The following is a 21,874-nucleotide window of genomic DNA, read 5'->3' as shown; positions in this document are numbered from 1 at the left end:
CACACCCTCTTCGCGGGCAGCCTCGCGCCTACAGGTTCCGCACCATAACGAAAAATGCCCCGCATCTTTCGATACGAGGCATTTTCTTGAATCGCCAGCCTGAACAGGCCGGCGTTTCGGCATCGGAAGCTGGACTTAAGCCAGTTTTTCCTTGATGCGAGCTGCTTTACCGGACAGGTCACGCAGGTAGTACAGCTTGGCTTTACGTACGTCACCGCGACGCTTAACGGCCATGCTGTCGATTTGCGGGCTGTAGGTCTGGAAAGTACGCTCTACGCCAACACCGTTGGAGATTTTACGAACGGTGAAAGCACTGTTTACGCCGCGGTTACGCTTGGCGATAACGACGCCTTCGAACGCTTGCAGACGCGAACGATCACCTTCCTTCACTTTCACCTGAACGACAATGGTGTCGCCCGGGGCAAAGGTAGGGATCTCTTTGGTCATCTGCTCTGCTTCGAGTGCAAGGATGATTTTGTTAGTCATGCTGTGCTCCTAAGGTAAATCGTCGGATCTACCATCGATACGTTGTTAACTATCGTCCCGCTCGCGGATGTATTCCTCGAGCAGCTTCTTCTCTTCTCCAGAAAGCGAGCGGCTTTCCAGAAGATCGGCGCGTCGTTCAAAGGTCCTACCAAGGGACTGCTGTAAACGCCAACGCCGGATATGCGCGTGATTGCCACTTAGCAATACGTCGGGAACACGCTGATCCGCATACACCTCCGGTCGGGTGTAGTGCGGGCAATCCAGCAAACCATCCGTAAAGGAATCTTCCTCGGCGGAGTCCGCATGCCCTAAAGCTCCAGGCAGCAGTCGTGTAACCGCATCGATCAGGACCATCGCCGGCAGCTCGCCGCCAGACAGTACATAGTCGCCAATCGACCACTCTTCATCGACATGAGCATCAATAAAACGCTCGTCAATACCTTCATAGCGGCCGGCAATCAGGATCAATGCATCCAGATTCGCCAACTCGCGTACCGCCGACTGAGTCAGTTGACGGCCTTGGGGGGACAGGTAAATCACCTTCGCCGCCTCCCCGGCTGCTGCCTTGGCCTGAACCAAAGCATCTTCCAGGGGCTTGATCTTCATCACCATGCCCGGACCACCGCCAAATGGGCGATCGTCCACAGTGTGATGCCGATCCGTCGTGTAGTCTCGCGGATTCCAACAGGTGAGCTGCAACAGCCCCTGTTTCACCGCCCGACTGGTGATGCCGTACTCGCTGATGGCGGAGAACATCTCGGGAAACAAACTGATCACTTCTACGCGCAGGTTAGCCACGCTTAGAAGTCCGCATCCCATTCCACCTTCATCTCGCCTGCGGCAAGGTCGACAGCCAACACGCATTGCTCCGTATAGGGCAACAGGCGTTCGCGATCATCCAGGCTGCCAGCGCAAGGCTTGACCACCATTACATCATTGGCGCCGGTTTCCAGAAGATGATCGATTTTCCCGAGCAATTGCCCGAGCTGATCAATAACCTTCAGACCTTCCAGCTGGTACCAGTAGTACTCGCCGTCGGTCAATTCAGGGAACAGGTTGCGCGGCACACAGATCTCATAACCAGCCAGAAGACGCGCTTCTTCACGATCATCAAGACCCTTGAGCTTTGCGACCAGGAACTTGTCGCTCCCACGTCCGCTGACCAGCTCAACCTGTTTCACATTACCTTCGCGCTTGAGCGTCCAGGTTTTGTACTGCAACAGGTTTTCAGTTGGATCAGTAAAGGAATACACCTTCACTTCGCCGCGAACGCCATGAACAGAATAAATTTTGCCAATAACGATCAAATCATCGGCAACAGCTGGCGTCGCGTTCATATAGCTCAGGCCGCAGCCTTAGCAGATTCCTTCAACAACTGAGCAACGCGCTCAGAAGGTTGTGCACCAACGCTCAGCCAGTAGGCTACGCGCTCTTGGTTCACGGACAGACGAACTTCTTGACCACGAGCAACAGGGTTGAAGAAACCAACCTGTTCCTTGTGCGAACCGTCGCGCGGGTTGCGGCTGTCGGTTACGGTCAAGTGGTAAAACGGGCGCTTTTTGGAGCCGCCAAGGGCAAGACGGATTGTTAGCATGTGAACATCGTTCCTGTAGTCGGTGCTGCAAATCTAAAGGCACAGCGGGCATAGGTGCCCGAAAGGCCGCATATTCTAAGGAATATCCGGACTTTTGCAAATGTCTTTTTCCGGCGACCTATCGGTCGCCATCCAGATTTGCTATAGAGCCATCGTTGAAAATGGCCAGTCAGCTCCCGCCAAGTGCGGGTTTGCTGGAGATCCCACTTCCTTGTGGGAGATGCAAGGGCAAGCCCTTGCGTAAATACTTTACATTTTCGGCATACCGCCGCCGGGCAACATACCGCCCATGCCGCGCATCATTTTAGCCATGCCGCCTTTCGCGGAGAATTTTTTCATCATCTTCTGCATCTGCTTGTGCTGCTTGATCAAGCGACCGATATCCTGCACCTGAGTGCCGGAACCCATGGCGATCCGGCGCTTGCGCGAACCGCTGATCAGCTCGGGGTCGCGGCGCTCGGCCGGGGTCATGGAGTTGATGATGGCTTCCATCTGCTTGAACTGTTTCTCTGCCGCGCCCTGGGCGTTGCCCATTTGCGCCAGATTCACGCCGCCGATGTTCGGCAGTTTGTCCATGAGGCCGCCGAGGCCGCCCATGTTCTTCATCTGTTGCAGCTGATCGCGGAAGTCTTCGAGATCGAAGCCCTTGCCCTTCTTCAGCTTCTTGGCCAGTTTATCGGCCTTGTCTTTGTCGAGGGTCTGTTCAGCCTGCTCGATCAGGCTGAGCACGTCGCCCATGCCAAGGATGCGCGACGCAATACGCTCAGGATGGAACGGTTCGAGCGCTTCGCTCTTCTCGCCCATACCGATGAACTTGATCGGCTTGCCGGTGATGGCACGTACCGACAGCGCGGCACCGCCACGAGCATCGCCGTCGACCTTGGTCAGGATCACACCGGTCAGCGGCAGCGCATCGCCGAAGGCCTTGGCCGTGTTGGCGGCGTCCTGGCCGGTCATGGCATCGACCACGAACAGGGTTTCAACCGGGTTGATCGCGGCGTGCAGCGCCTTGATCTCGCCCATCATCTCTTCGTCGATGTGCAGACGACCGGCGGTATCGACGATGACCACGTCGATGAATTTCAGTTTTGCTTCTTTAATAGCGGCTTGCGCGATGTCGACCGGCTTCTGGCTCAGGTCGGACGGGAAGAAGGTAACGCCAATTTCACCCGCGAGCATTTCAAGCTGCTTGATCGCCGCCGGACGGTAAACGTCCGCGGACACGACCATGACCGACTTCTTCTTGCGTTCTTTAAGAAAGCGCGCCAGTTTGCCGGCGGTGGTGGTTTTACCCGCACCTTGCAAACCGGCCATCAACACGACGGCAGGAGGAACGGCGCTCAGGTTCAGGTCTTCGTTGGCCGCGCCCATCAGGCTTTCGAGTTCGGCCTGGACGATTTTCACGAAGGCCTGGCCCGGCGTCAGGCTGCGCGACACCTCGGTGCCAACAGCACGTTCCTTGACCGAATTGACGAAGTCTTTGACCACCGGCAAGGCGACGTCGGCCTCGAGCAGCGCCATGCGCACTTCGCGCAGGGTGTCTTTGATGTTGTCTTCGGTCAGCTTGGCCTTGCCGGTGACATGGCGCAGCGTCTGCGAGAGACGGTCGGTTAAGTTTTCAAACATTGCGCGATCCTTTCAGGCCCTGTGTAGACCGGGATAATGGCGGCCCAGACCGGAATAAACATGTGCTCGGCGAGCCTGCGGCGTGGGCAGGTCGCGGATTATAGCGAAGACTGCGTCTGGCGGACACCTCGCCGTCAGGTTGCATGGTCTTTCGTGCTGTGGGGGTTCTATGCCAAACTCAGCGCCTTTCGGGCTTGCCTAACAGGATTTATGCTCCCCTTGTCACCCAGTTTGCTTACCACCCTCGCCGCCGCCTGCTTATATGCCGCTGCGACTCTCTATCAGGGCACTCGTCTGGCCACCGGCGCCAAGGCGAACAAGCGCCTGCTGGTCACGCTCGGTGTGCTGGCCGTGCTGGCCCACAGCGTCAGCCTGATCACCTATCTGCTGACACCGATCGGCCTGGCCCTGGACTTTTTCAGCGCCGCCAGCCTGATTGCCGCAGCGGTCATCGCCCTGACCTTGCTGGCCTGCTCGCGGATTCCGGTGGAAAACCTGCTGCTATTGCTGTTCCCGCTGGGCGCCGCCACCGTGCTGCTGGCACAGTTTGCCCCTGCCGGTACAGTGCAGATCATTGACGAAGAGCCAGGCATCCTCGCCCACATCCTCTTGTCGATCCTCGCTTACGGCATGTTCACCATCGCGGTGTTCCAGGCTTTGCTGCTGCTGGTTCAGGACCATCAGCTCAAACACAAGCATCCGTCCGGGCTGATCAAGAATTTCCCGCCGCTGCAAACCATGGAAAGCCTGCTGTTTGGTTTCCTCTGGGCTGGCTGGAGCCTGCTGTCGCTGTCACTGATCTCCGGCTGGCTGTTCGTCGAGAATCTGTTCGCCCAGCACCTGGTGCATAAAACCCTGCTGGCGTGCCTGGCCTGGATTGTGTTCAGCGTGTTGCTTTGGGGACGTAACCGCCTCGGCTGGCGCGGACACAAAGCCATCCGCTGGACCCTTGCCGGTTTTTGCCTGCTGATGCTGGCGTATTTCGGCAGCAAGCTGGTCCGCGAATACATTCTGCATATCTGACGGGCGGCATTAATGGACGACTTGCCCATAGGGCCGATGCTCGCGGTGCTGGCCCTGCTGATTTTATGGTCGGGGCTGTTTACCGCCATCGAAATTGCACAACAGCACTTGCTGGCCCAGCGAACGGCCTCGCGTTCGAGCGACAAACCCGTGGCCAAGCTGAGTTTCCCACTCAGCAGCCTGATTCTCTGCAACACCCTGTGTCGCGCGCTGGTGGTGGTCATCAGCACCTTGCTAGCGATTTTCACCTGGGCGCAAAACGGCCCATGGATTGCCTGCCTCGGTGCCAGCGCGGTGTTGCTGGTGTTCGCCGACTACCTGCCGCGCACCCTTGCCGCGCGCTATCCGGATGCCGTACTGACCCTGGGTAACACACTGCTCGGCGTACCCTTGAGGATCGTCTACCCGGCTGCCTGGCTACTCAATGCCATCAGCCAACTGCTAATGCGACCATTCGCCCGCAAAATCAACGTGGTGCAGCAAAGCGAAGACGAGGCGCCGGCAGATCGGCGCGACGATCACGAACACGCAGCCAGTCGCCCGCATTCGCTGTCAGGCATCCACGCACTGGATAACATTACGGTCAACGATATTCTGGTGCCGCGCAGTGACGTCGACGGAATCAATCTGGACGACTCCCTCGAAGAAATCATCGAGCAACTGCGCCATAACAGGCGCACCCGCCTGCCGGTATTCCACAGCGACATCAACCAGGTCGAAGCGGTGCTCAACACCCGCCAGATCCGTCATTTATTGCCGGATTCAAGCCTGACCCTGGAAGCGCTGCTGGCAGCCAGTCACGAACCGTACTTCGTACCGGAAAGCACCCCGCTGCAGCTGCAATTGCTGAATTTCCACAAGCAGCAGCGGCGCTTGGGAATGGTGGTCGACGAATACGGAGAAGTGCTGGGCATCGTGACCCTGGAAGACATTCTCGAAGAAATCGTCGGTGAATTCGAAAGCCAGCACAGCCTGGATAACCCGCACATCCATCCGCAGGCCGATGGTCGTCTGGTCATCGAGGGTGCGGCGTCGATTCGCGAATTGAACAAAAGCCTTGGCTGGCACTTGCCCAGCGATGGTCCGAAAACCCTTAACGGGTTGGTGACCGAGGCGCTGGAAACGATTCCGGACAGCGCGGTCTGCCTGAAGATCGGGCGTTATCGGCTGGAAATTCTGGAGACGGAAGACAATCGCGTCACGCGCGTGCTGATCTGGCATACCAGCTCAGTACCGGCCCTTTCCAAAATCTGACGCAATTCCTTGTGGCGAGGGGGCTTGCCTGTGGCGAGGGAGCTTGCTCCCGCTGGCCTGCGAAGCAGGCCCGATCAGCTACGATGATGCTTAACGAACGCATTCAGCCATTTTGCGGCCGCTACGCGCCCGAGCGGGAGCAAGCTCCCTCGCCACAAAAGCCATCGCATCCTCCAAGCCGCTTGTTGAATCATTAGCCGCCTTCCTATAATCAAGCTGCTTACCCAAGCCTCCGCCGAACCACGTGCTTACCCCGCACGCAGCAGGTTCCGGCCAGTTCATCGACAATATCCGCACCACTGCGACGACTGTTCCTACCTTGAACAGCGACCGTATCTCAACCCACATCCCTGGGTATTCGACCATAATAATTCGCTCCACTGGGGCACATGACTGTCAGGGATTACCGCATGACGACCAGCACAACGTTCAGCGACACCGCGCCTGTCCAACCAACCAACTCCGCCACCCGAGTAGCCACCGCGAGTTTCATCGGCACAGCCATCGAGTTCTACGATTTCTACGTCTATGCCACCGCCGCTGCGCTGGTGATCGGTCCGGTGTTTTTTCCGCAAACCTCCGGCACTGCCCAGATGCTGTCGGCGTTCCTCACCTTCGGTATCGCCTTCCTTGCGCGGCCACTGGGTTCGGCGCTGTTCGGCCACTTCGGTGACCGCATCGGGCGTAAATCGACACTGGTCGCTTCCCTGCTATTGATGGGCGTGTGTACCACGCTGATTGGCGTGCTGCCGGGTTACGACAGCATTGGCGCCTGGGCGCCGATCCTGCTTTGCGTACTGCGCTTCGGCCAGGGCCTGGGGCTGGGCGGTGAATGGGGCGGCGCCGCATTGCTGGCCACGGAGAACGCGCCCAAAGGCAAGCGCGCCTGGTACGGCATGTTCCCGCAACTCGGTCCATCGATCGGGTTTCTGGCGGCCAACGGCCTGTTCCTGACCCTGGCCATGAGCCTGAACGACGAGCAGTTCCGTTCGTGGGGCTGGCGGATTCCGTTCCTGCTCAGTGCCGCGCTGGTGATGGTGGGCTTGTACGTGCGCCTCAAGCTCCACGAAACCCCGGTGTTCGCCAACGCCATGGCTCGTCAGGAACGAGTGAAAATCCCGCTGGTCGAGCTGTTCAGCCAATACTGGGCACCGATGCTGCTGGGGGCCGGGGCGATGGTGGTGTGCTACGCGCTGTTCTACATATCAACGGTGTTTTCGTTGAGCTATGGCGTGTCGACGCTCGGTTACACCCGAGAAACCTTCCTCGGCCTGCTGTGTTTCGCCGTGCTGTTCATGGCGGCCGCAACACCGCTGTCGGCTTGGGCGAGTGATCGTTTCGGGCGCAAACCGGTGCTGATCATCGGTGGTGTGCTGGCGGTTCTGTCCGGATTCCTGATGGAACCGCTGCTGACCCAAGGCTCGACCTGGGGCGTGGCGCTGTTCCTGTGCATCGAACTGTTTCTGATGGGCGTGACATTTGCGCCGATGGGCGCGCTGCTGCCAGAGCTGTTTCCAACCCACGTGCGCTATACCGGCGCATCGGCGGCCTACAACCTGGGCGGGATCGTCGGAGCCTCGGCGGCGCCGTTCTTTGCGCAAAAACTGGTGGCGATGGGCGGTTTGAGTTATGTCGGCGGGTATGTGTCGGGGGCGGCGGTGCTGAGCTTGATTGCGGTGCTGTGCCTGAAGGAGACGCGGCATAACGATTTGAATCGGGTGGCCTGATAGACCGCCATCGCGGGCAAGCCCGCTCCCACAGGTTTTGGGTGTACACAACATCTGCGAACAACCTAAATCCTGTGGGAGCGGCGGTGCGACGATTCGACTTGCCCGCGATAGCCGCGCCTCGGTTTACAGCTCTACAACAACAGCCTGAGAAGCGCGGGTCGCTTTTGCCCGTGCAGCCTCGATCGACTCATCACGCGCCAACGCCACACCCATCCGACGCTGGCCATTAACCTCAGGCTTGCCGAACAGACGCAATGCAGTATCCGGCTCGCTCAACGCAGCGCCCAAATTGGCGAATGCGGTCTGAGCCGACTGCCCTTCCACCAGAATCACCGCCGAAGCCGATGGGCCGAACTGACGGATCAATGGAATCGGCAGGCCCAGGATCGCCCGTGCGTGCAGCGCGAACTGCGACAGGTCCTGGGAAATCAGAGTCACCAGACCGGTGTCATGGGGGCGCGGCGAGACTTCGCTGAACCAGACCTGATCACCTTTGATGAACAGCTCGACGCCAAACAGACCACGGCCACCCAGGGCTTCGGTCACCGCTTTGGCAACGCGCTCGGATTCAGCCAGAGCAACCGGGCTCATGGCTTGTGGCTGCCAGGATTCCTGGTAGTCGCCCTTCTCCTGACGGTGGCCAACCGGCGCGCAGAACGTAGTGCCGCCAACGTGGCGCACGGTCAGCAGGGTGATTTCGTAGTCGAAGTCGATGAAGCCTTCGATGATCACGCGACCTTTACCGGCGCGGCCACCTTCTTGAGCGTAATCCCAGGCCTTCTGCACGTCATCAACGCTGCGCAGCAGGCTCTGGCCTTTGCCCGAGGAACTCATGACCGGTTTGACCACGCATGGGAAACCCAGATTTTCGACAGCCTTGCTGTAGTCCTCGAAGGTGTCGGCGAAGTGGTACGGCGACGTCGGCAGACCCAGCTCTTCAGCGGCCAGGCGACGGATGCCTTCGCGGTTCATGGTCAGCTGTGCGGCGCGGGCGGTCGGAATCACGGTGAAGCCTTCGGACTCCAGCTCCACCAGGGTCGCGGTGGCGATGGCTTCGATTTCCGGCACGATGAAGTCCGGCTTCTCGGCTTCGATCACTGCACGCAGGGCGGCGCCGTCGAGCATGTTGATCACATGGCTGCGATGGGCGACTTGCATGGCCGGCGCATTGGCGTAGCGATCCACGGCAATCACTTCAACGCCCAGGCGTTGCAGCTCGATCACCACCTCCTTGCCCAACTCACCACAGCCACACAGCAATACGCGGGTCGCGGTTGGCGACAATGGAGTTCCGATACGGGTCATCTCAGGTCCTCAAGAAGCGGATCATCGAGGGATGCGGTGCCTGGCACGCTTCCCATGGGGAGAAAGCGCGGCATTTTACATGAACCTGAGGGTTTGGCTTCAGCTGGCGACAGCCTGATTACGCAAGCGCCAGGCCATGATCAGCCATACGACCGTCACACCTGCGAACTTCGAACCCATGGCGGTGAGGATCACGGCCGGAGTGAAAGCATCGATCATGCCGAAGAAGATGAAGGTGTCCAGCGGGATGCTCAGCGCCGAACTTATCCACAGGCGATCGTGCAATGGACGCTTGGTGATGCTGAACACCAGCCAGTCGATACACTCGGACACCGCGAACGCCGTAGCGCTGGCCAAGGCAATGGACGGGTCGGAAGTGACATAGGACAGCACCAGCGCCACCAGCATCGCCGCGAGCGCGCCGTGACCGAAACGGGTTTGCACCATGTCGCGCAGCACGAACACCAGACCACCCCAGGCCGACCAGATGATGTCCAGGTGCGGGGCGCTGGAAAAGGCGTAATTGATCAGCACGACGCTGCTGATGTAGGCGATCAGGAAGAACATGGGGCGGGGGATACCTGTCAATTTGGTGCACAGGGTACTTCATCTTCAGCGCACAGATCACCTGTGGCGAGGGGGCTTGCCCCCGTTGCACTGCGTAGCAGTGCTAAAACCTGCAACTATTTTCTACCTGAATCACCGCGCGTATCGACTTTACGACTGCTGCGCAGCCGAACGGGGGCAAGCCCCCTCGCCACAAGAACCGCGTGCAATCATCAGGAATCGGACTTGGAGGGCAACATCCAGATCAACCCACTCGACTTCGCCCGCTCATGACACAACCCCAACACCTTGCGCCGCTCTGCGTTGTCCATCCGGCTCCAGCGGGTGATTTCTTCCACCGTGCGCTGACACCCGGTGCAAATGTCATCCTCATCCAGCGCGCAAATGTTCACGCACGGCGATGGAACCGGTCGTTCAATGGTGCTCATTCTTCCTGCTCGACCAAGTCGCGGGCATAACGCTGCGAGTTATGAACATAGTGGGCAGCACTGGCTTCGAGCATCTTCTTTTGCGGCTCAGTCAACTCCCGTACGACTTTGCCCGGTGAGCCCATGACCAGTGAACCATCCGGAATTTCCTTGCCCTCACCGATCAGCGAGTTGGCGCCGATGATGCAGTTCTTGCCAATTTTCGCGCCATTGAGGATCACCGCGTTGATGCCGATCAGGCTGTAATCGCCCACTGTGCAGCCGTGGAGCATGGCGTTGTGGCCGATGGTCACGCCGGTGCCAATGGTCAGCGGGTAGCCCATGTCGGTGTGCATTACGGTGCCGTCCTGCACGTTGCTGTTCTTGCCGATCAGGATCAATTCGTTGTCGCCACGCAACACGGCGTTGAACCAGACGTTGGCGCCCTCTTCCAGTTTGACCTTGCCCACCAGCACGGCGTTGGGTGCGACCCAACTCTGCGGATGGGTATCGACGCGGGCGTCGCCCAGGCGGTATTTCATCTTGTTGTCCTCAAGGCCAGGCTGGCTCACTAGCGAAAAGCAGGATTCACGCCATACGCGCGATGGCTTCAGGTTTTGATAAAACTCTTGGGTGGTTGATGCAGGCTGATTTTCGCGTCATAGAGCAGGTTGATCAACTCGACGATCATGATCGCCGTCAGCCCCCAGATCTTGTACTCGCCATAACGATAGCTCGGCACGTACCAACTGTGGCCCTGGTAGTCGATGCGGTGAGTGTGCTCGCGCGGGTCCTCGCGGAAGAACTCCAGAGGGACGCTGAACACCGCGGCGATCTCGGCGTCGTTGGCCAGATACTCGACAAAATCCGGAATCACACCGACATAAGGTGTGACCTTGATGCCGTGCAGGGAAATCAGCGGGCTCAATGGGCCGATCACTTCAACCAGCCCCGGCGGCAGGCCGATTTCTTCTTCGGCTTCGCGCAAGGCAGTGAAAATCAGGTCAGGGTCTTCAGGGTCGCGTCGACCGCCGGGAAAGGCGACTTCGCCGCCATGGGTCGAGAGCCCGCTGGCGCGAAGGGTTAGCACCAATTCCGGTTCGTCACTGCGCGTGATGGGCACCAATACCGCGGCTTCGGGGAAACGTCGGTCGGTTTCCAGCGTACGCGGCGTGTGATTGCTTACCCGGTGCAGTAGCTCGTCCAGCATGAGTCTTCTCGATCTGTGCCTTACCCTGCATCATGCACCAATCGCACCGGCCGCCCAAGCCCCGAACAGCCTCATGTCGCGAAACGACAACTTGCCGACCGACACCGCTGCACGCCAAGATAGGCGCAGCATTCAGGAACCCAAGCATGAAATTTTGCAGCCAGTGCGGCAACCCGGTAACCCAGCGCATTCCCGAAGGCGATTCGCGCCTGCGTTTTGTCTGCGACAGCTGTCATACCATCCATTACCAGAACCCCAATATCGTCGCCGGTTGCGTACCGACCTGGGGTTCGAAGGTGCTGCTGTGCCGTCGCGCCATCGAGCCACGGCTCGGTTACTGGACCCTGCCCGCCGGTTTCATGGAAAATGGTGAGACCATCGAACAAGCCGCCATTCGCGAGACCGCCGAAGAAGCCTGTGCCCGGGTGCGCAACCTGAGTATCTACACGCTGATCGACGTGCCACACATCAGCCAGGTGCATGTGTTCTTTCGCGCAGAGCTTGTGGACCTGGATTTTTCCGCGGGTCCCGAGAGCCTGGAAGTGCAACTGTTCGAAGAAGCCGACATCCCTTGGGGCGAACTGGCTTTCCGCACGGTGGGCCGTACCTTAGAATGCTTCTTCGCTGACCGGCGGACCGAGGTCTACCCCGTGCGGTCCGAATCGATCCCGCCGCTGGTCCAGCCTGCCATCATTTAAAAGCTCCTACACAAAAAAGCATCTATAAAATAAATAGTCGCGACACCTCTTAGGGATATCGTTTCAATGCGCTGGTTGCTTGCTGTTTTTTGCTTATCGTTTGTCGCTGTCACCCAGGCTTCCTCCACGGAAACGCTGGACGGCAGAGTCATCGAAAAAGTTCTGGTTCTCAAATCTGCCCATCAATTGCAATTGATCAATGATGGCAAGCCGATCAAGACCTATCGCATTTCCCTGGGTAAACGCCCCACGGGGCCGAAGCTGATGGAGGGCGACAAACGCACCCCCGAAGGCTTTTATTGGGTGGACTGGCGCAAGATCAGCGACCGTTTCAACCTGGCGATGCACATCTCCTACCCCAACATCAGCGACGCCGCCCGCGCCCGGCGCGAAGGCGTCGAGCCTGGCGGCATGATCATGATCCACGGCACTCCAGACACCGAAGACAACCCGGAAGACCTGTTCCATACGCTGGACTGGACCGACGGCTGCATTGCCATGCGCAACATGGACATGCGCGAGGTTTGGGGCCTGGTGCCGGATGGCACGATGATTGAGATTCGTCCGTAACCTCCCCCCGTAATGATCGTTCCCACGCTCCGCGTGGGAATGCAGCCCGGGACGCTCCGCGTCCCACTTGAAGCCGAACGCGGAGCGTCCGTAGAGGCATTCCCACGCAGAGCGTAGGAACGATCAGGTGACTACCTTCGGTCGGCATCGAAAAATAATTTTAAAAGATCGCAGCCTTCGTCAGCGCCTACCGGGGAGATACCAATTCCCTCTGCAGGCACTACCAAAGGCTGCGATCTTTACTTTCAAAATCCCCCTCTCTAATACCACTTAGAACCTGCCCCCCTTAAGAGCCTTCAGCAGGCCCGGCTTTGCTGCGCCCACAGCAAAGTACTGGCATTGACATGGTATTTAAGTGGTATTAGATTTCGTCCCACAACCGGGCGACAACAACCTACATCCGCATCGGACCAAACCTACATGAATGACCTCCAGGCCCTACGCCCTGACGACACACAGCCCACGCCGTTGTACCTGCAACTGGCGCGCAATCTGGAAGCGGCGATCCATGCCGGCCAGTGGAAAGCCGAACAGGCGATGCCGTCAGAACGCAACCTCAGCGAACTGCTGGGTATCTCTCGCGTCACCGCGCGCAAAGCACTGGAAGTGCTGTTCGAGCAAGGCCTGATCCGCCGCAATCAAGGCTCCGGCACGTTCATCACCCCACGCCTGGAACAACCGCTGTCGCGGCTCTCGGGGTTCAGTGAAATGCTCCGGCTCAAGGGCTTCGTCCCCGGCTCACAATGGCTGGAACGGGAAATCACCCCGCCGACCCACGAAGAACTGATCCGTCTCGGCCTGTCGCCCAACGACAAGGTTGCGCGGCTCAAACGCTTGCGCAAAGCCGACGACACAGTGATGGCAATCGAGATGAGCACCCTGCCCGCCTCGATCATTCCCAAGCCGCAAGCGGTGGGCGATTCCCTCTACGAATACCTCGACGGCATCGGCAAACCGGTGGTCCGCGCCCTGCAACACATTCAGGCGATCAACGCCTCGGACGAATTCGCCGCCCTGGTGGGCATCGCTCCCGGCACCGCCATGCTGCTGATGACCCGGGTCGGCTACCTGGAAGACAACACGCCAATCGAAGTCACCGACACCTATTGCCGCAACGACTACTACGACTTTGTCGCAGAGCTTCGCAGATAAAGAGCTCCGTCGATAAAGAGCTTCGTTGCCAAACGAGCAAACGAGAACCGATCATGTCCGAAGACAACATCCTCACCGCCCACGGCTGGGTTCGCGGCCGGCTGATCCACGAACACGGCAAGGTCGTGTCCATCGAAGGCCAGCCGTGCGATCCGGCGGACAACGACCTGCCTTACCTGTTGCCGGGTTTCATCGACCTGCACGTTCACGGCGGCGGTGGCAAAGACATCATGGAAGGCACGCCCGCCTTCGAAACCATTACCAAAACCCACGTGCGCTTTGGCACTACGTCGCTGCTGGCGACCACCATGACTGCGCCGAACGAAGAGATCTCGCGAGTGCTCAAGGACGTCGGCGAGTTCTGCGAGCAGCGGCCCAAAGGCAGCGCCCGAGTCCTCGGCGTGCATCTGGAAGGCCCATACATCAACCCCGGCAAACTCGGCGCTCAGCCGAATTTCGCCCACACCGCGTTGATGGCCGAAGTCGAAGAATACCTGGCGCTGGCGCCGATCAGGGTGATCACCATCGCCCCGGAAATCGCCGGCCACGACGGTTTGATTCGCGCCCTCAGCGCTCGTGGCGTGCGCATGCAAATCGGCCATACGCTGGGCAGTTATGAGGAAGGCGTCGCCGCACTTGCGGCCGGGGCCAGCAGTTTCACCCACCTCTACAACGCCATGAGCCCGCTGCACCACCGCGAGCCGGGCATCGTCGGCGCAGCGCTGGCCCACGCCAAGTACGCCGAGCTGATTCCGGATTTGCTGCACGTGCATCCCGGCGCGATCCGCGTGGCCCTGCGCTCGATCCCGTGCCTGTATTGCGTCACCGATTCCACCGCCGCCGCCGGCATGCCCGACGGTGAATACAAACTCGGCAGCCACACCGTGACCAAATGCCTGGGTGGTGTGCGCCTGCCCGACGGCACGCTGGCTGGCAGCACCCTGACCATGGACCAAGCCCTGCGCAACCTGGTGAAGATCGGTTTACCGATCAGCGAGGCCTCGCAACGACTTTCGCAATTCCCCGCCGATTACCTCGGCCTTCAAGAACGCGGACGCCTGCAACCCGGCGCCTGGGCCGACTGCGTGCGGCTGGATCGCTCACTCACACTGACCGCCGTCATGGTCGAAGGAGAAGACATTGACTTCAAAAATGCTTGAAGAGGCGCTGTCCTCCTTCGAGGCCGTGCAAGCCCAATTGCAGCAACTCGACCCGCAGATGATCGAGATCGCCGGACGCCTGCGTCGTCAGCCGCCGCAAGTGGCGATGACTGTCGCTCGCGGCAGCTCCGACCATGCGGCGAGCTACTTTGCCTACCTGACCATGCAGCAACTGGGCATTCCGGTGGCATCGCTACCGATGTCGGTGGTGACCATGCAGCAAGCACCGTTGAAGGTCAGCGGCCAGGTCGCGTTCGCCTTCTCGCAGTCGGGGCAAAGTCCGGATCTGGTGAACAGCCTGCGTCTGCTGCGCAAGCGCGGTGCCTTGAGCATTTCCATGGTCAACGCCGAGAACTCGCCGTTGGAAGCGGCCTGCGAATTCAGCTTGCCGCTGTGCGCCGGCACGGAAAGCAGCGTCGCCGCGACCAAAAGTTTTATCGCCACCCTCACCGCCAGCGCCCGCCTGATCGCCCACTGGAAAGAAGACGCGGAGTTGCTGGAAGCAGGCCTTGCCCTGCCGGAAGGTCTGCGCGAAGCGGCAAAACAGGACTGGAGCCTGGCCATCGATGCGTTGCGTGATTGTCAGCGCTTGATGGTGATCGGCCGTGGCGCCGGTTTCGCCATTGCCCAGGAAGCGGCGCTCAAATTCAAGGAAACCTCGGCGATCCAGGCCGAAGCCTTCAGCAGCGCCGAAGTCCGGCACGGCCCGATGGCGTTGATCGACGAAAACTACCCATTGCTGATCTTCGCCCCGCGCGGCGCCGAGCAGGCCGGGTTGCTGAGCCTGGCCGCCGACATGCGCCAGCGCGGTGCCCGAGTGCTACTGGCCGCGCCAGATGACGTCGCCGAACGCGATCTGACCCTGAGCCGCGCCGAACACCCGGCCCTGGACCCGATTCTGGCGATCCAGAGTTTCTACGTCATGGCCGCAGGCTTGGCCGTCGCCCGAGGCATGGACCCGGACCAGCCGCGTCATTTGAGCAAAGTGACGCGCACGCACTAGTCGAACGGCAAGCGAACAACCCTGAGTTGCTCCGAACCGTCGTTTTTTATAAATGAGACCGAGCCATGCACAACAACAATAAAGAGCTGACCCTCAGCGCCCCGCTCAGCGGCCCGGTGCTCACACTCGCCAAAGTCCCGGACCCGGTGTTCGCCAGCGGCGCGATGGGCGACGGGATCGCCATCGATCCGCTGAACGACACCCTGTACTCACCCTGTGAAGCGGTCGTGACCCACGTCGCCCGCACCGGTCACGCCATCACCTTGCGCGCCGATAATGGCGCCGAGTTGCTGCTGCACCTGGGCCTCGATACGGTCGAGTTGCAGGGCGTCGGTTTCTCGATGCTGGTCAAGGAAGGGGCGCGCGTCAGCAATGGCCAGCCGCTGTTGCGCTATGACCTGGACCAGGTCGCACAGCAGTGCAAAAGCCTGGTCAGCCTGATGATCCTGACCAACAGCCAAGACTTTCAGACGCGACCGATTACGCTGAAATCGGTAAAGGTCGGCGATCCATTGCTGCATATCGTGCCGAAAGTGGCCAACGGTGTGCAGATCGACATTGAGGTCGTCGGCATCGAGGTTCAGGGGCATGTTCATGTCGCCCATCGCGGCGGCCTGCACGCCCGGCCTGCCGCGCTGATCCGCCAGACCGCCCAACAGTTCACGAGCAAATCTTCGCTGCACTTCGCCGGTAAATCGGCGGCCTGTGACAGTTTGATTGGCCTGATGGGGCTGGCCGTTGGTGAGCAAGATGAAATCAAAGTCAGTTGCCAGGGACCGGACGCCGAGGCCGCACTGCAGGCCCTGTTGGCCGCATTATCTACAGCCCTGACCGAAGACAGCAACGCCGCTGCGCCAGCACCGATGGTCCAACGCAATCGCCCCGCCGAAGCGGGCGTGCTGCACGGTGTGTGCGCCGCTCCCGGTCTGGTGGCAGGGCCGTTGTTTCGTCTGAACTCGATCAGTCTGCCCATGGAGGGCGGCAATCATGATCCCGAGCAACAACGTCATGCTCTCGACGCTGCGCTGACCCAAGTCCAGGGCGAAATCGACGGCACGCTGGCCCACGCCAAAAAGCACAAGAATACCGACGAAGAAGCCATCTTCGCCGCGCACCTGGCGCTGCTCGAAGACCCGGCGCTGCTCGATGCGGCCCATCAGTCCATCGACCAAGGCATCGCTGCGACTCATGCCTGGAGCCAATCCATCGACGTGCAGTGCGAGGCGCTTCAGCAACTCGGCAGCCCGCTGCTGGCCGAACGCGCCAACGACCTGCGCGACCTCAAACAACGCGTGCTGCGCGCTCTGCTCGGTGAAACCTGGCATTACGACGTGCCGGCCGGCGCCATCGTCGCGGCCCATGAACTGACGCCATCCGACCTGCTGCAATTGAGCCAGCAAGGTGTGGCGGGGTTGTGCATGGTCGAGGGCGGCGCGACGTCCCATGTGGCGATTCTGGCTCGCGGTAAAGGCTTGCCGTGCATGGTTGCGCTGGGGTCGACTCTGCTGGATCAGGAGCAAGGTCAAGCGGTGGTGCTCGATGCCGACGGCGGCCGCCTGGAACTGACGCCCAACGCCGCACGCCTGGCCGAGGTGCATCAGGCGCAACTCGATCATCAGCAACGTCGCGCGCTTCAACAGGCTCAGGCTCACACCCCCGCATTGACACTTGATGGTGTGCACATCGAAGTCGCCGCCAATGTCGCTTCCAGCGCTGAAGCAGCCGATGCACTGGCCAATGGCGCCGATGGCGTCGGCCTGCTGCGCACCGAATTTCTGTTTGTGGACCGCAACACCGCGCCGGACGAACAGGAGCAGCGCACTGCCTATCAAGCCGTGCTCGATGCCATGGGTGACAAGTCGGTGATCATCCGCACCATCGACGTCGGCGGCGACAAGCAACTCGACTATTTGCCGCTTCCCATCGAAGCGAATCCGGTGCTCGGTTTGCGCGGCATTCGCCTGGCTCAGGTTCGCCCGGAACTGCTGGATCAGCAACTGCGCGCACTGCTGCAGGTCAGCCCGCTGTCGCGTTGCCGGATCCTGTTGCCGATGGTCACCGAAGTCGATGAACTGCTGCACATCCGTCAGCGCCTCGACGCTTTGTGCATTGAACTCGGTGTGAGTGAGCGCCCGGAACTGGGCGTCATGATCGAAGTTCCGGCCGCTGCGTTGCTGGCCGAGCAGCTGGCCGAACACGCGGACTTTCTGTCGATCGGCACCAACGACTTGTCCCAATACACCCTGGCCATGGACCGCGACCACGCCGGCCTCGCCTCCCGCGTCGATGCGATGCACCCGGCACTGCTGCGGCTGATCGCCCAGTCCTGCGCGGGTGCGGCGGTGCATAACCGTTGGGTCGGTGTTTGCGGTGCCCTCGCCTCCGATCCACTGGCCACGCCCGTATTGATTGGCCTGGGGGTCAGCGAGTTGTCGGTGAGCCCGGTGCAGATCGGCGAAATCAAGGACCGCGTTCGCCATCTCGACGCCGATGAATGCCGACGCATCAGCCAGGACCTGCTCAAGCTGAGCAGTGCCAGCGCGGTGCGTCACGCCTGTCACCAGCAATGGCCTCTGAGCTGAACAACAACGATAAGAACCCAGGGAGATCCGCCATGTACCAATACTTCATCGAAGGCCTGCAGCGCCTCGGTCGCGCGCTGATGCTGCCGATCGCGATCCTGCCGATCGCAGGATTACTGCTGCGCCTCGGCGACACTGACCTGCTGAACATCGCGATCATTCACGATGCCGGTCAAGTGATCTTCGCCAACCTGGCATTGATCTTCGCCATCGGCATCGCGGTCGGTTTCGCCAAGGACAACAATGGCACCGCAGGCCTGGCCGGGGTCATTGGTTATCTGGTGATGATCTCCACCCTCAAGGTGCTCGACTCGAGCATCAACATGGGCATGCTGGCCGGGATCGTCAGCGGCCTGATGGCCGGTGCGCTGTACAACCGCTTCAAAGACATCAAGCTGCCGGAATACCTGGCGTTCTTCGGCGGTCGACGTTTTGTGCCTATCGTCACCGGGTTCGCCGCCGTCGGCCTGGGCGTCGTCTTCGGGTTCATCTGGCCGCCGATCCAGCACGGCATCAATGGCTTCGGCACATTAATGATGGAGAGTGGCAGCTTCGGTGCTTTCGTCTTCGGCGTGTTCAACCGCCTGCTGATCGTCACCGGCCTGCACCACATCCTCAACAACATGGCGTGGTTCGTGTTCGGCAACTTCACCGACCCGACCACCGGCGCCCTAGTGACGGGCGACCTGTCGCGCTACTTTGCCGGCGACCCGAAAGGTGGCCAGTTCATGACCGGCATGTTCCCGATGATGATCTTCGGCCTGCCCGCCGCCTGCCTGGCGATGTACCGCAACGCCCTGCCGGAACGGCGCAAAGTCATGGGCGGGATTTTCTTGTCCATGGCCCTGACCTCGTTTTTGACCGGCGTCACCGAACCGATCGAATTCGCCTTCATGTTCCTCGCACCGATGCTGTTTTTGCTTCATGCGCTGCTGACGGGGTTGTCGATGGCCGTCACCAATCTGTTGAACATTCACCTGGGCTTTACGTTCTCAGGCGGCTTCATCGACATGGTCCTGGGTTGGGGTGAATCCACCAATGGCTGGCGAGTGGTCCCGGTAGGGCTGGCGTATGCGGTGATCTACTACGTTGTGTTTGATTTCTGTATTCGTCGATTCAATTTGAAGACGCCGGGGCGTGAAGATGTGCCGACCGGCGACAAGGTGGTGATCTCCGAGAATGAGCGCGCCGGGGCTTACATCAAGGCGCTGGGTGGTGCGGATAATTTGATCACGGTGGGTGCGTGTACGACACGGTTGCGGCTGGACATGGTTGATCGCAACAAGGCATCCGATGCGGACTTGAAAGCGTTGGGCGCGATGGCTGTTGTTCGTCCGGGCAAGGGCGGAAGTTTGCAAGTGGTGGTCGGGCCGATGGCAGACAGCATTGCCGATGAGATCCGGTTGGCAATGCCGGCTTTAGGACGCGCGGTTATCGCCTCCCCTGCTGGCGTTATCGACGTACCTGAACCTGCCGTTGTGGCGAACACAGAGGCCCAGCAATGGCTGAAGGCACTGGGCGGCGGCGACAATGTGCTGCAAATGGATTGCGTGGCCATGACCCGGATTCGGCTGCAACTGGCGGATGGCAAGGCGTTGTCGGAGGGCCAGTTGAAAGCGCTTGGTTGCCTGGGTGTCAGTCAATTGGACGGTGGGGTTTGGCATCTGCTGATTGGTGATAAGGCAGCGAGTTTGAGTTGTGCGCTGGAGATGTTGATCAATCGTAATGAAGTGAGTGCCAGGGTTTAGATTTTTGGCGCCTGAGAGTCGGCTTTCGCGAGCAAGCCCGCTCCCACAGTAGATCGGCGGCGTTCGTAATTCTTATGACCGACTCGGTCAAAATGTGGGAGCGGGCTTGCTCGCGAAGAGGCCCTCACGAACACCGCAAATCTCAAAGCCCGCTGACCGTTCCAAGTTCAGCGGGCTTTTTCATTGCTCTACCCCTGCGGGTCCAGATGATCCAGCACCCGGTTCACCGACAACTCCGCCAGGGAAATCATCTGCTGAATCCCCAATGCCAGATTGCACGCTGGGCCGGTGAGATCGAACGCCAACTCACTGGCCATGACATTCGCCGAGGCCAAGGTTTCACAGGCATGGGCCAGCAGGGTTTCGGAATCTACGTTGGGCGCGACGACGAAAATCGTACTTGGACGCTGGTCGGCTTTGGCCTTCTTCCGGGAAGGTGGTGCGAGATAGTGATCGAGTGCACGGATTGCTGCGTCGTGGAGTTTTTTGGAATTGAGGCAGGCGTAGGGGGAAACGGATTCGTTTTCCATGTTTGTTTCTACGTCTGTTTCTAAGTCTGTTTCTGGAGGATTTGGGCTGTCTTTGATCATTGTGAAACTCCTAACAAAAAGTTGGAGCTACCAGCATCACTTGCAGATGATGGGTGGCAGCTGTGCGCGGGTCTGCAAGACCGAGTTGTTAGGCCCCGGCAGACCCGAAGGTCTCCCGCACACAGCCACCATAAATCGATGACCATTGATTTAAGCGCCACGATTATAGGTGCGCTTAAAGGTGTCTAACAAACTATCGGCGGGCTTGCAGTCCCGGTCACTGAATTGGCAGCGACAGCCAAAGGTTAGAGAACGCACTTCCGACGCACAACCTGAAAGACTTGTGGGAAGGTTCTGATGTTTTTACCGATCAATAAACGTCGTTGCCTGTGAGGTCGCCATCGCGGGCAAGCCCGCTCCCACAGTGGAGCGGTGTGTACTTGCCCCTCACCACTCAACAGGCCGAGCGTTAGCTCGCCTGCAGCTTTTGATCTGGCTTTTGATTTTGATCTGCCCGCCCCTTCGGGAGGCTGAGTGGAGGTGTTCATCTGGGGATTGGCGCGCAGCGCCGTTCGACGCAGTCGAACCCATCGCATGTAGGTCGTAGCGAAGCAGACCGTAGGGCGATGCCCCCAGATGGATACCGGAACGAAGGAACGCCGAGCCTCAGCGAGGGGCCGGACGCTTGGGGCGAGACCTTTTGGTTCCTTTTGGGGCGTTTGCCAAAAGGGACTCGCCGTAAGGGCGAAACCATAAGCCGCCGTCACCGCAGAAATGGATATGTACTCAATCAACCAAGAACCTGGCCGGCCCTAAGGCCGCCACGCCCCAAATCGCAGCCAACAAAAAACCCGCTGAAATCACTTTCAGCGGGTTTCTCATTTCAGCAGCCAGAAGAATCAGAAATCCTCCAACCGCCACACCTCATAAGCCGGCGTCTCATAGGGATGGCTCTGCTTCAGAGCCACCACCACCGCCCGAATCAACTCATCGCTGACCACCAGCTCAACCTTCCACTCCTCAACCTGCTCGACCTGCCCCGCTTCGCCAATGAACGGCTGACTGCCATCCAGTGGACGAAACTGACCCAACCCGAACACCTGCCACGCACAGTGATCATAAGCCCCGATCCGCCCGCCACCGGCGGCGAATACAGCGCTTTTGACCACTTCAACATGACTGGCCGGAACAAAAAAGCAGAGCTTGTACACGGCAATCAGCTCCCCGCT

22 protein-coding genes are annotated in these 21,874 nt (G+C 59.7%); 10 read left to right on the top strand and 12 right to left on the bottom strand.

The features are described from left to right. Positions 1 to 135: 135 nt before the first annotated feature. From rplS to ffh, 5 genes are all read right to left on the bottom strand, one after another. Positions 136 to 486, bottom strand: a complete 351-nt coding sequence (gene rplS / locus PSH88_RS06015) for a 50S ribosomal protein L19 (protein WP_003175895.1) — start codon at positions 484 to 486, stop codon at positions 136 to 138. 45 nt (positions 487 to 531) lie between these two features. After that, on the bottom strand, positions 532 to 1,305 hold the full coding sequence (trmD, locus tag PSH88_RS06010) for a tRNA (guanosine(37)-N1)-methyltransferase TrmD (RefSeq protein WP_173860472.1): 774 nt from the start codon (positions 1,303 to 1,305) through the stop codon (positions 532 to 534). Next, entirely contained in the window at positions 1,287 to 1,823 is a 537-nt protein-coding gene (gene rimM, locus PSH88_RS06005) for a ribosome maturation factor RimM (protein WP_046053340.1), read from the bottom strand. Before rimM ends, trmD begins: the two co-directional genes overlap by 19 nt. Positions 1,824 to 1,828: 5 nt before the next feature. After that, positions 1,829 to 2,080 (bottom strand): 30S ribosomal protein S16, encoded by a 252-nt coding sequence (rpsP, locus tag PSH88_RS06000; RefSeq protein ID WP_003198088.1) that lies wholly within the window; start codon positions 2,078 to 2,080, stop codon positions 1,829 to 1,831. A gap of 249 nt (positions 2,081 to 2,329) precedes the next feature. Then, a complete protein-coding gene (gene ffh / locus PSH88_RS05995) occupies positions 2,330 to 3,706 on the bottom strand; it encodes a signal recognition particle protein (RefSeq protein ID WP_123494408.1) in 1,377 nt (458 codons plus the stop codon). A gap of 210 nt (positions 3,707 to 3,916) precedes the next feature. On the opposite strand from ffh, the gene PSH88_RS05990 reads away from it, so the two are divergent. The 3 genes from PSH88_RS05990 to PSH88_RS05980 all read left to right on the top strand — a co-directional run bounded on the left by PSH88_RS05990 (position 3,917) and on the right by PSH88_RS05980 (position 7,710). Continuing rightward, positions 3,917 to 4,729, top strand: coding sequence for a cytochrome C assembly family protein (locus PSH88_RS05990; RefSeq protein WP_030129838.1), 813 nt, complete (start codon positions 3,917 to 3,919; stop codon positions 4,727 to 4,729). 12 nt (positions 4,730 to 4,741) lie between these two features. After that, positions 4,742 to 5,983 carry an HlyC/CorC family transporter gene (locus tag PSH88_RS05985; RefSeq protein WP_305425336.1) on the top strand — a complete coding sequence of 414 codons (1,242 nt, stop codon included), beginning with the start codon at positions 4,742 to 4,744 and terminating at the stop codon, positions 5,981 to 5,983. Positions 5,984 to 6,393: 410 nt separating this feature from the next. Then, on the top strand, positions 6,394 to 7,710 hold the full coding sequence (locus tag PSH88_RS05980) for an MFS transporter (RefSeq protein WP_305425335.1): 1,317 nt from the start codon (positions 6,394 to 6,396) through the stop codon (positions 7,708 to 7,710). Positions 7,711 to 7,836: 126 nt separating this feature from the next. Here the strand turns inward: PSH88_RS05980 and purT are convergent, their stop codons facing one another. The 5 genes from purT to PSH88_RS05955 all read right to left on the bottom strand — a co-directional run bounded on the left by purT (position 7,837) and on the right by PSH88_RS05955 (position 11,202). Beyond that, positions 7,837 to 9,018, bottom strand: a complete 1,182-nt coding sequence (gene purT, locus PSH88_RS05975) for a formate-dependent phosphoribosylglycinamide formyltransferase (RefSeq protein WP_305425334.1) — start codon at positions 9,016 to 9,018, stop codon at positions 7,837 to 7,839. A gap of 99 nt (positions 9,019 to 9,117) precedes the next feature. Continuing rightward, positions 9,118 to 9,585 (bottom strand): VUT family protein, encoded by a 468-nt coding sequence (locus tag PSH88_RS05970; RefSeq protein WP_305425333.1) that lies wholly within the window; start codon positions 9,583 to 9,585, stop codon positions 9,118 to 9,120. 212 nt (positions 9,586 to 9,797) lie between these two features. Further along, positions 9,798 to 10,013, bottom strand: coding sequence for a DUF1289 domain-containing protein (locus tag PSH88_RS05965; RefSeq protein ID WP_008014745.1), 216 nt, complete (start codon positions 10,011 to 10,013; stop codon positions 9,798 to 9,800). After that, entirely contained in the window at positions 10,010 to 10,534 is a 525-nt protein-coding gene (locus tag PSH88_RS05960) for a gamma carbonic anhydrase family protein (protein ID WP_003221962.1), read from the bottom strand. The genes PSH88_RS05965 and PSH88_RS05960 overlap by 4 nt, the downstream gene beginning before the upstream one ends. A gap of 68 nt (positions 10,535 to 10,602) precedes the next feature. Then, positions 10,603 to 11,202, bottom strand: a complete 600-nt coding sequence (locus PSH88_RS05955) for a CoA pyrophosphatase (protein ID WP_305425332.1) — start codon at positions 11,200 to 11,202, stop codon at positions 10,603 to 10,605. 146 nt (positions 11,203 to 11,348) lie between these two features. On the opposite strand from PSH88_RS05955, the gene PSH88_RS05950 reads away from it, so the two are divergent. The 7 genes from PSH88_RS05950 to nagE all read left to right on the top strand — a co-directional run bounded on the left by PSH88_RS05950 (position 11,349) and on the right by nagE (position 20,115). Next, complete coding sequence (locus PSH88_RS05950; protein ID WP_038981700.1) at positions 11,349 to 11,900, top strand: NUDIX hydrolase; 552 nt, start codon at positions 11,349 to 11,351, stop codon at positions 11,898 to 11,900. A gap of 66 nt (positions 11,901 to 11,966) precedes the next feature. Next, a complete protein-coding gene (locus PSH88_RS05945; protein ID WP_305425331.1) occupies positions 11,967 to 12,470 on the top strand; it encodes a L,D-transpeptidase family protein in 504 nt (167 codons plus the stop codon). 420 nt (positions 12,471 to 12,890) lie between these two features. Further along, positions 12,891 to 13,622, top strand: a complete 732-nt coding sequence (locus PSH88_RS05940; protein WP_305425330.1) for a GntR family transcriptional regulator — start codon at positions 12,891 to 12,893, stop codon at positions 13,620 to 13,622. Between the two features lie 53 nt (positions 13,623 to 13,675). Then, positions 13,676 to 14,782: an N-acetylglucosamine-6-phosphate deacetylase gene (gene nagA, locus PSH88_RS05935; RefSeq protein ID WP_305425329.1), complete on the top strand. Its 1,107-nt coding sequence runs from the start codon at positions 13,676 to 13,678 to the stop codon at positions 14,780 to 14,782. Beyond that, a complete protein-coding gene (locus tag PSH88_RS05930) occupies positions 14,763 to 15,785 on the top strand; it encodes an SIS domain-containing protein (RefSeq protein WP_305425327.1) in 1,023 nt (340 codons plus the stop codon). The genes nagA and PSH88_RS05930 overlap by 20 nt, the downstream gene beginning before the upstream one ends. 65 nt (positions 15,786 to 15,850) lie before the next feature. Then, the gene (gene ptsP / locus PSH88_RS05925; protein ID WP_305425325.1) at positions 15,851 to 18,367 is read left to right on the top strand and encodes a phosphoenolpyruvate--protein phosphotransferase; all 2,517 of its coding nucleotides are present in this window, start codon (positions 15,851 to 15,853) and stop codon (positions 18,365 to 18,367) included. 32 nt (positions 18,368 to 18,399) lie between these two features. After that, positions 18,400 to 20,115 carry an N-acetylglucosamine-specific PTS transporter subunit IIBC gene (gene nagE / locus PSH88_RS05920; RefSeq protein ID WP_305483484.1) on the top strand — a complete coding sequence of 572 codons (1,716 nt, stop codon included), beginning with the start codon at positions 18,400 to 18,402 and terminating at the stop codon, positions 20,113 to 20,115. A 188-nt stretch (positions 20,116 to 20,303) separates the two neighbouring features. Here nagE and PSH88_RS05915 read toward each other — a convergent pair whose 3' ends face one another. Then, positions 20,304 to 20,705, bottom strand: coding sequence for a DUF6124 family protein (locus PSH88_RS05915; RefSeq protein ID WP_305425323.1), 402 nt, complete (start codon positions 20,703 to 20,705; stop codon positions 20,304 to 20,306). An 839-nt stretch (positions 20,706 to 21,544) separates the two neighbouring features. After that, positions 21,545 to 21,856, bottom strand: coding sequence for a YqfO family protein (locus PSH88_RS05910; RefSeq protein WP_305425322.1), 312 nt, complete (start codon positions 21,854 to 21,856; stop codon positions 21,545 to 21,547). Positions 21,857 to 21,874 lie beyond the last annotated feature (18 nt).

It is taken from the genome of Pseudomonas wuhanensis, assembly GCF_030687395.1.
In the GTDB taxonomy this organism is placed as follows: domain Bacteria; phylum Pseudomonadota; class Gammaproteobacteria; order Pseudomonadales; family Pseudomonadaceae; genus Aquipseudomonas; species Aquipseudomonas wuhanensis.
The sequence above is the reverse complement of the archived record's forward strand: the minus strand, read 5'-3'. Positions and strand labels throughout refer to the sequence as shown.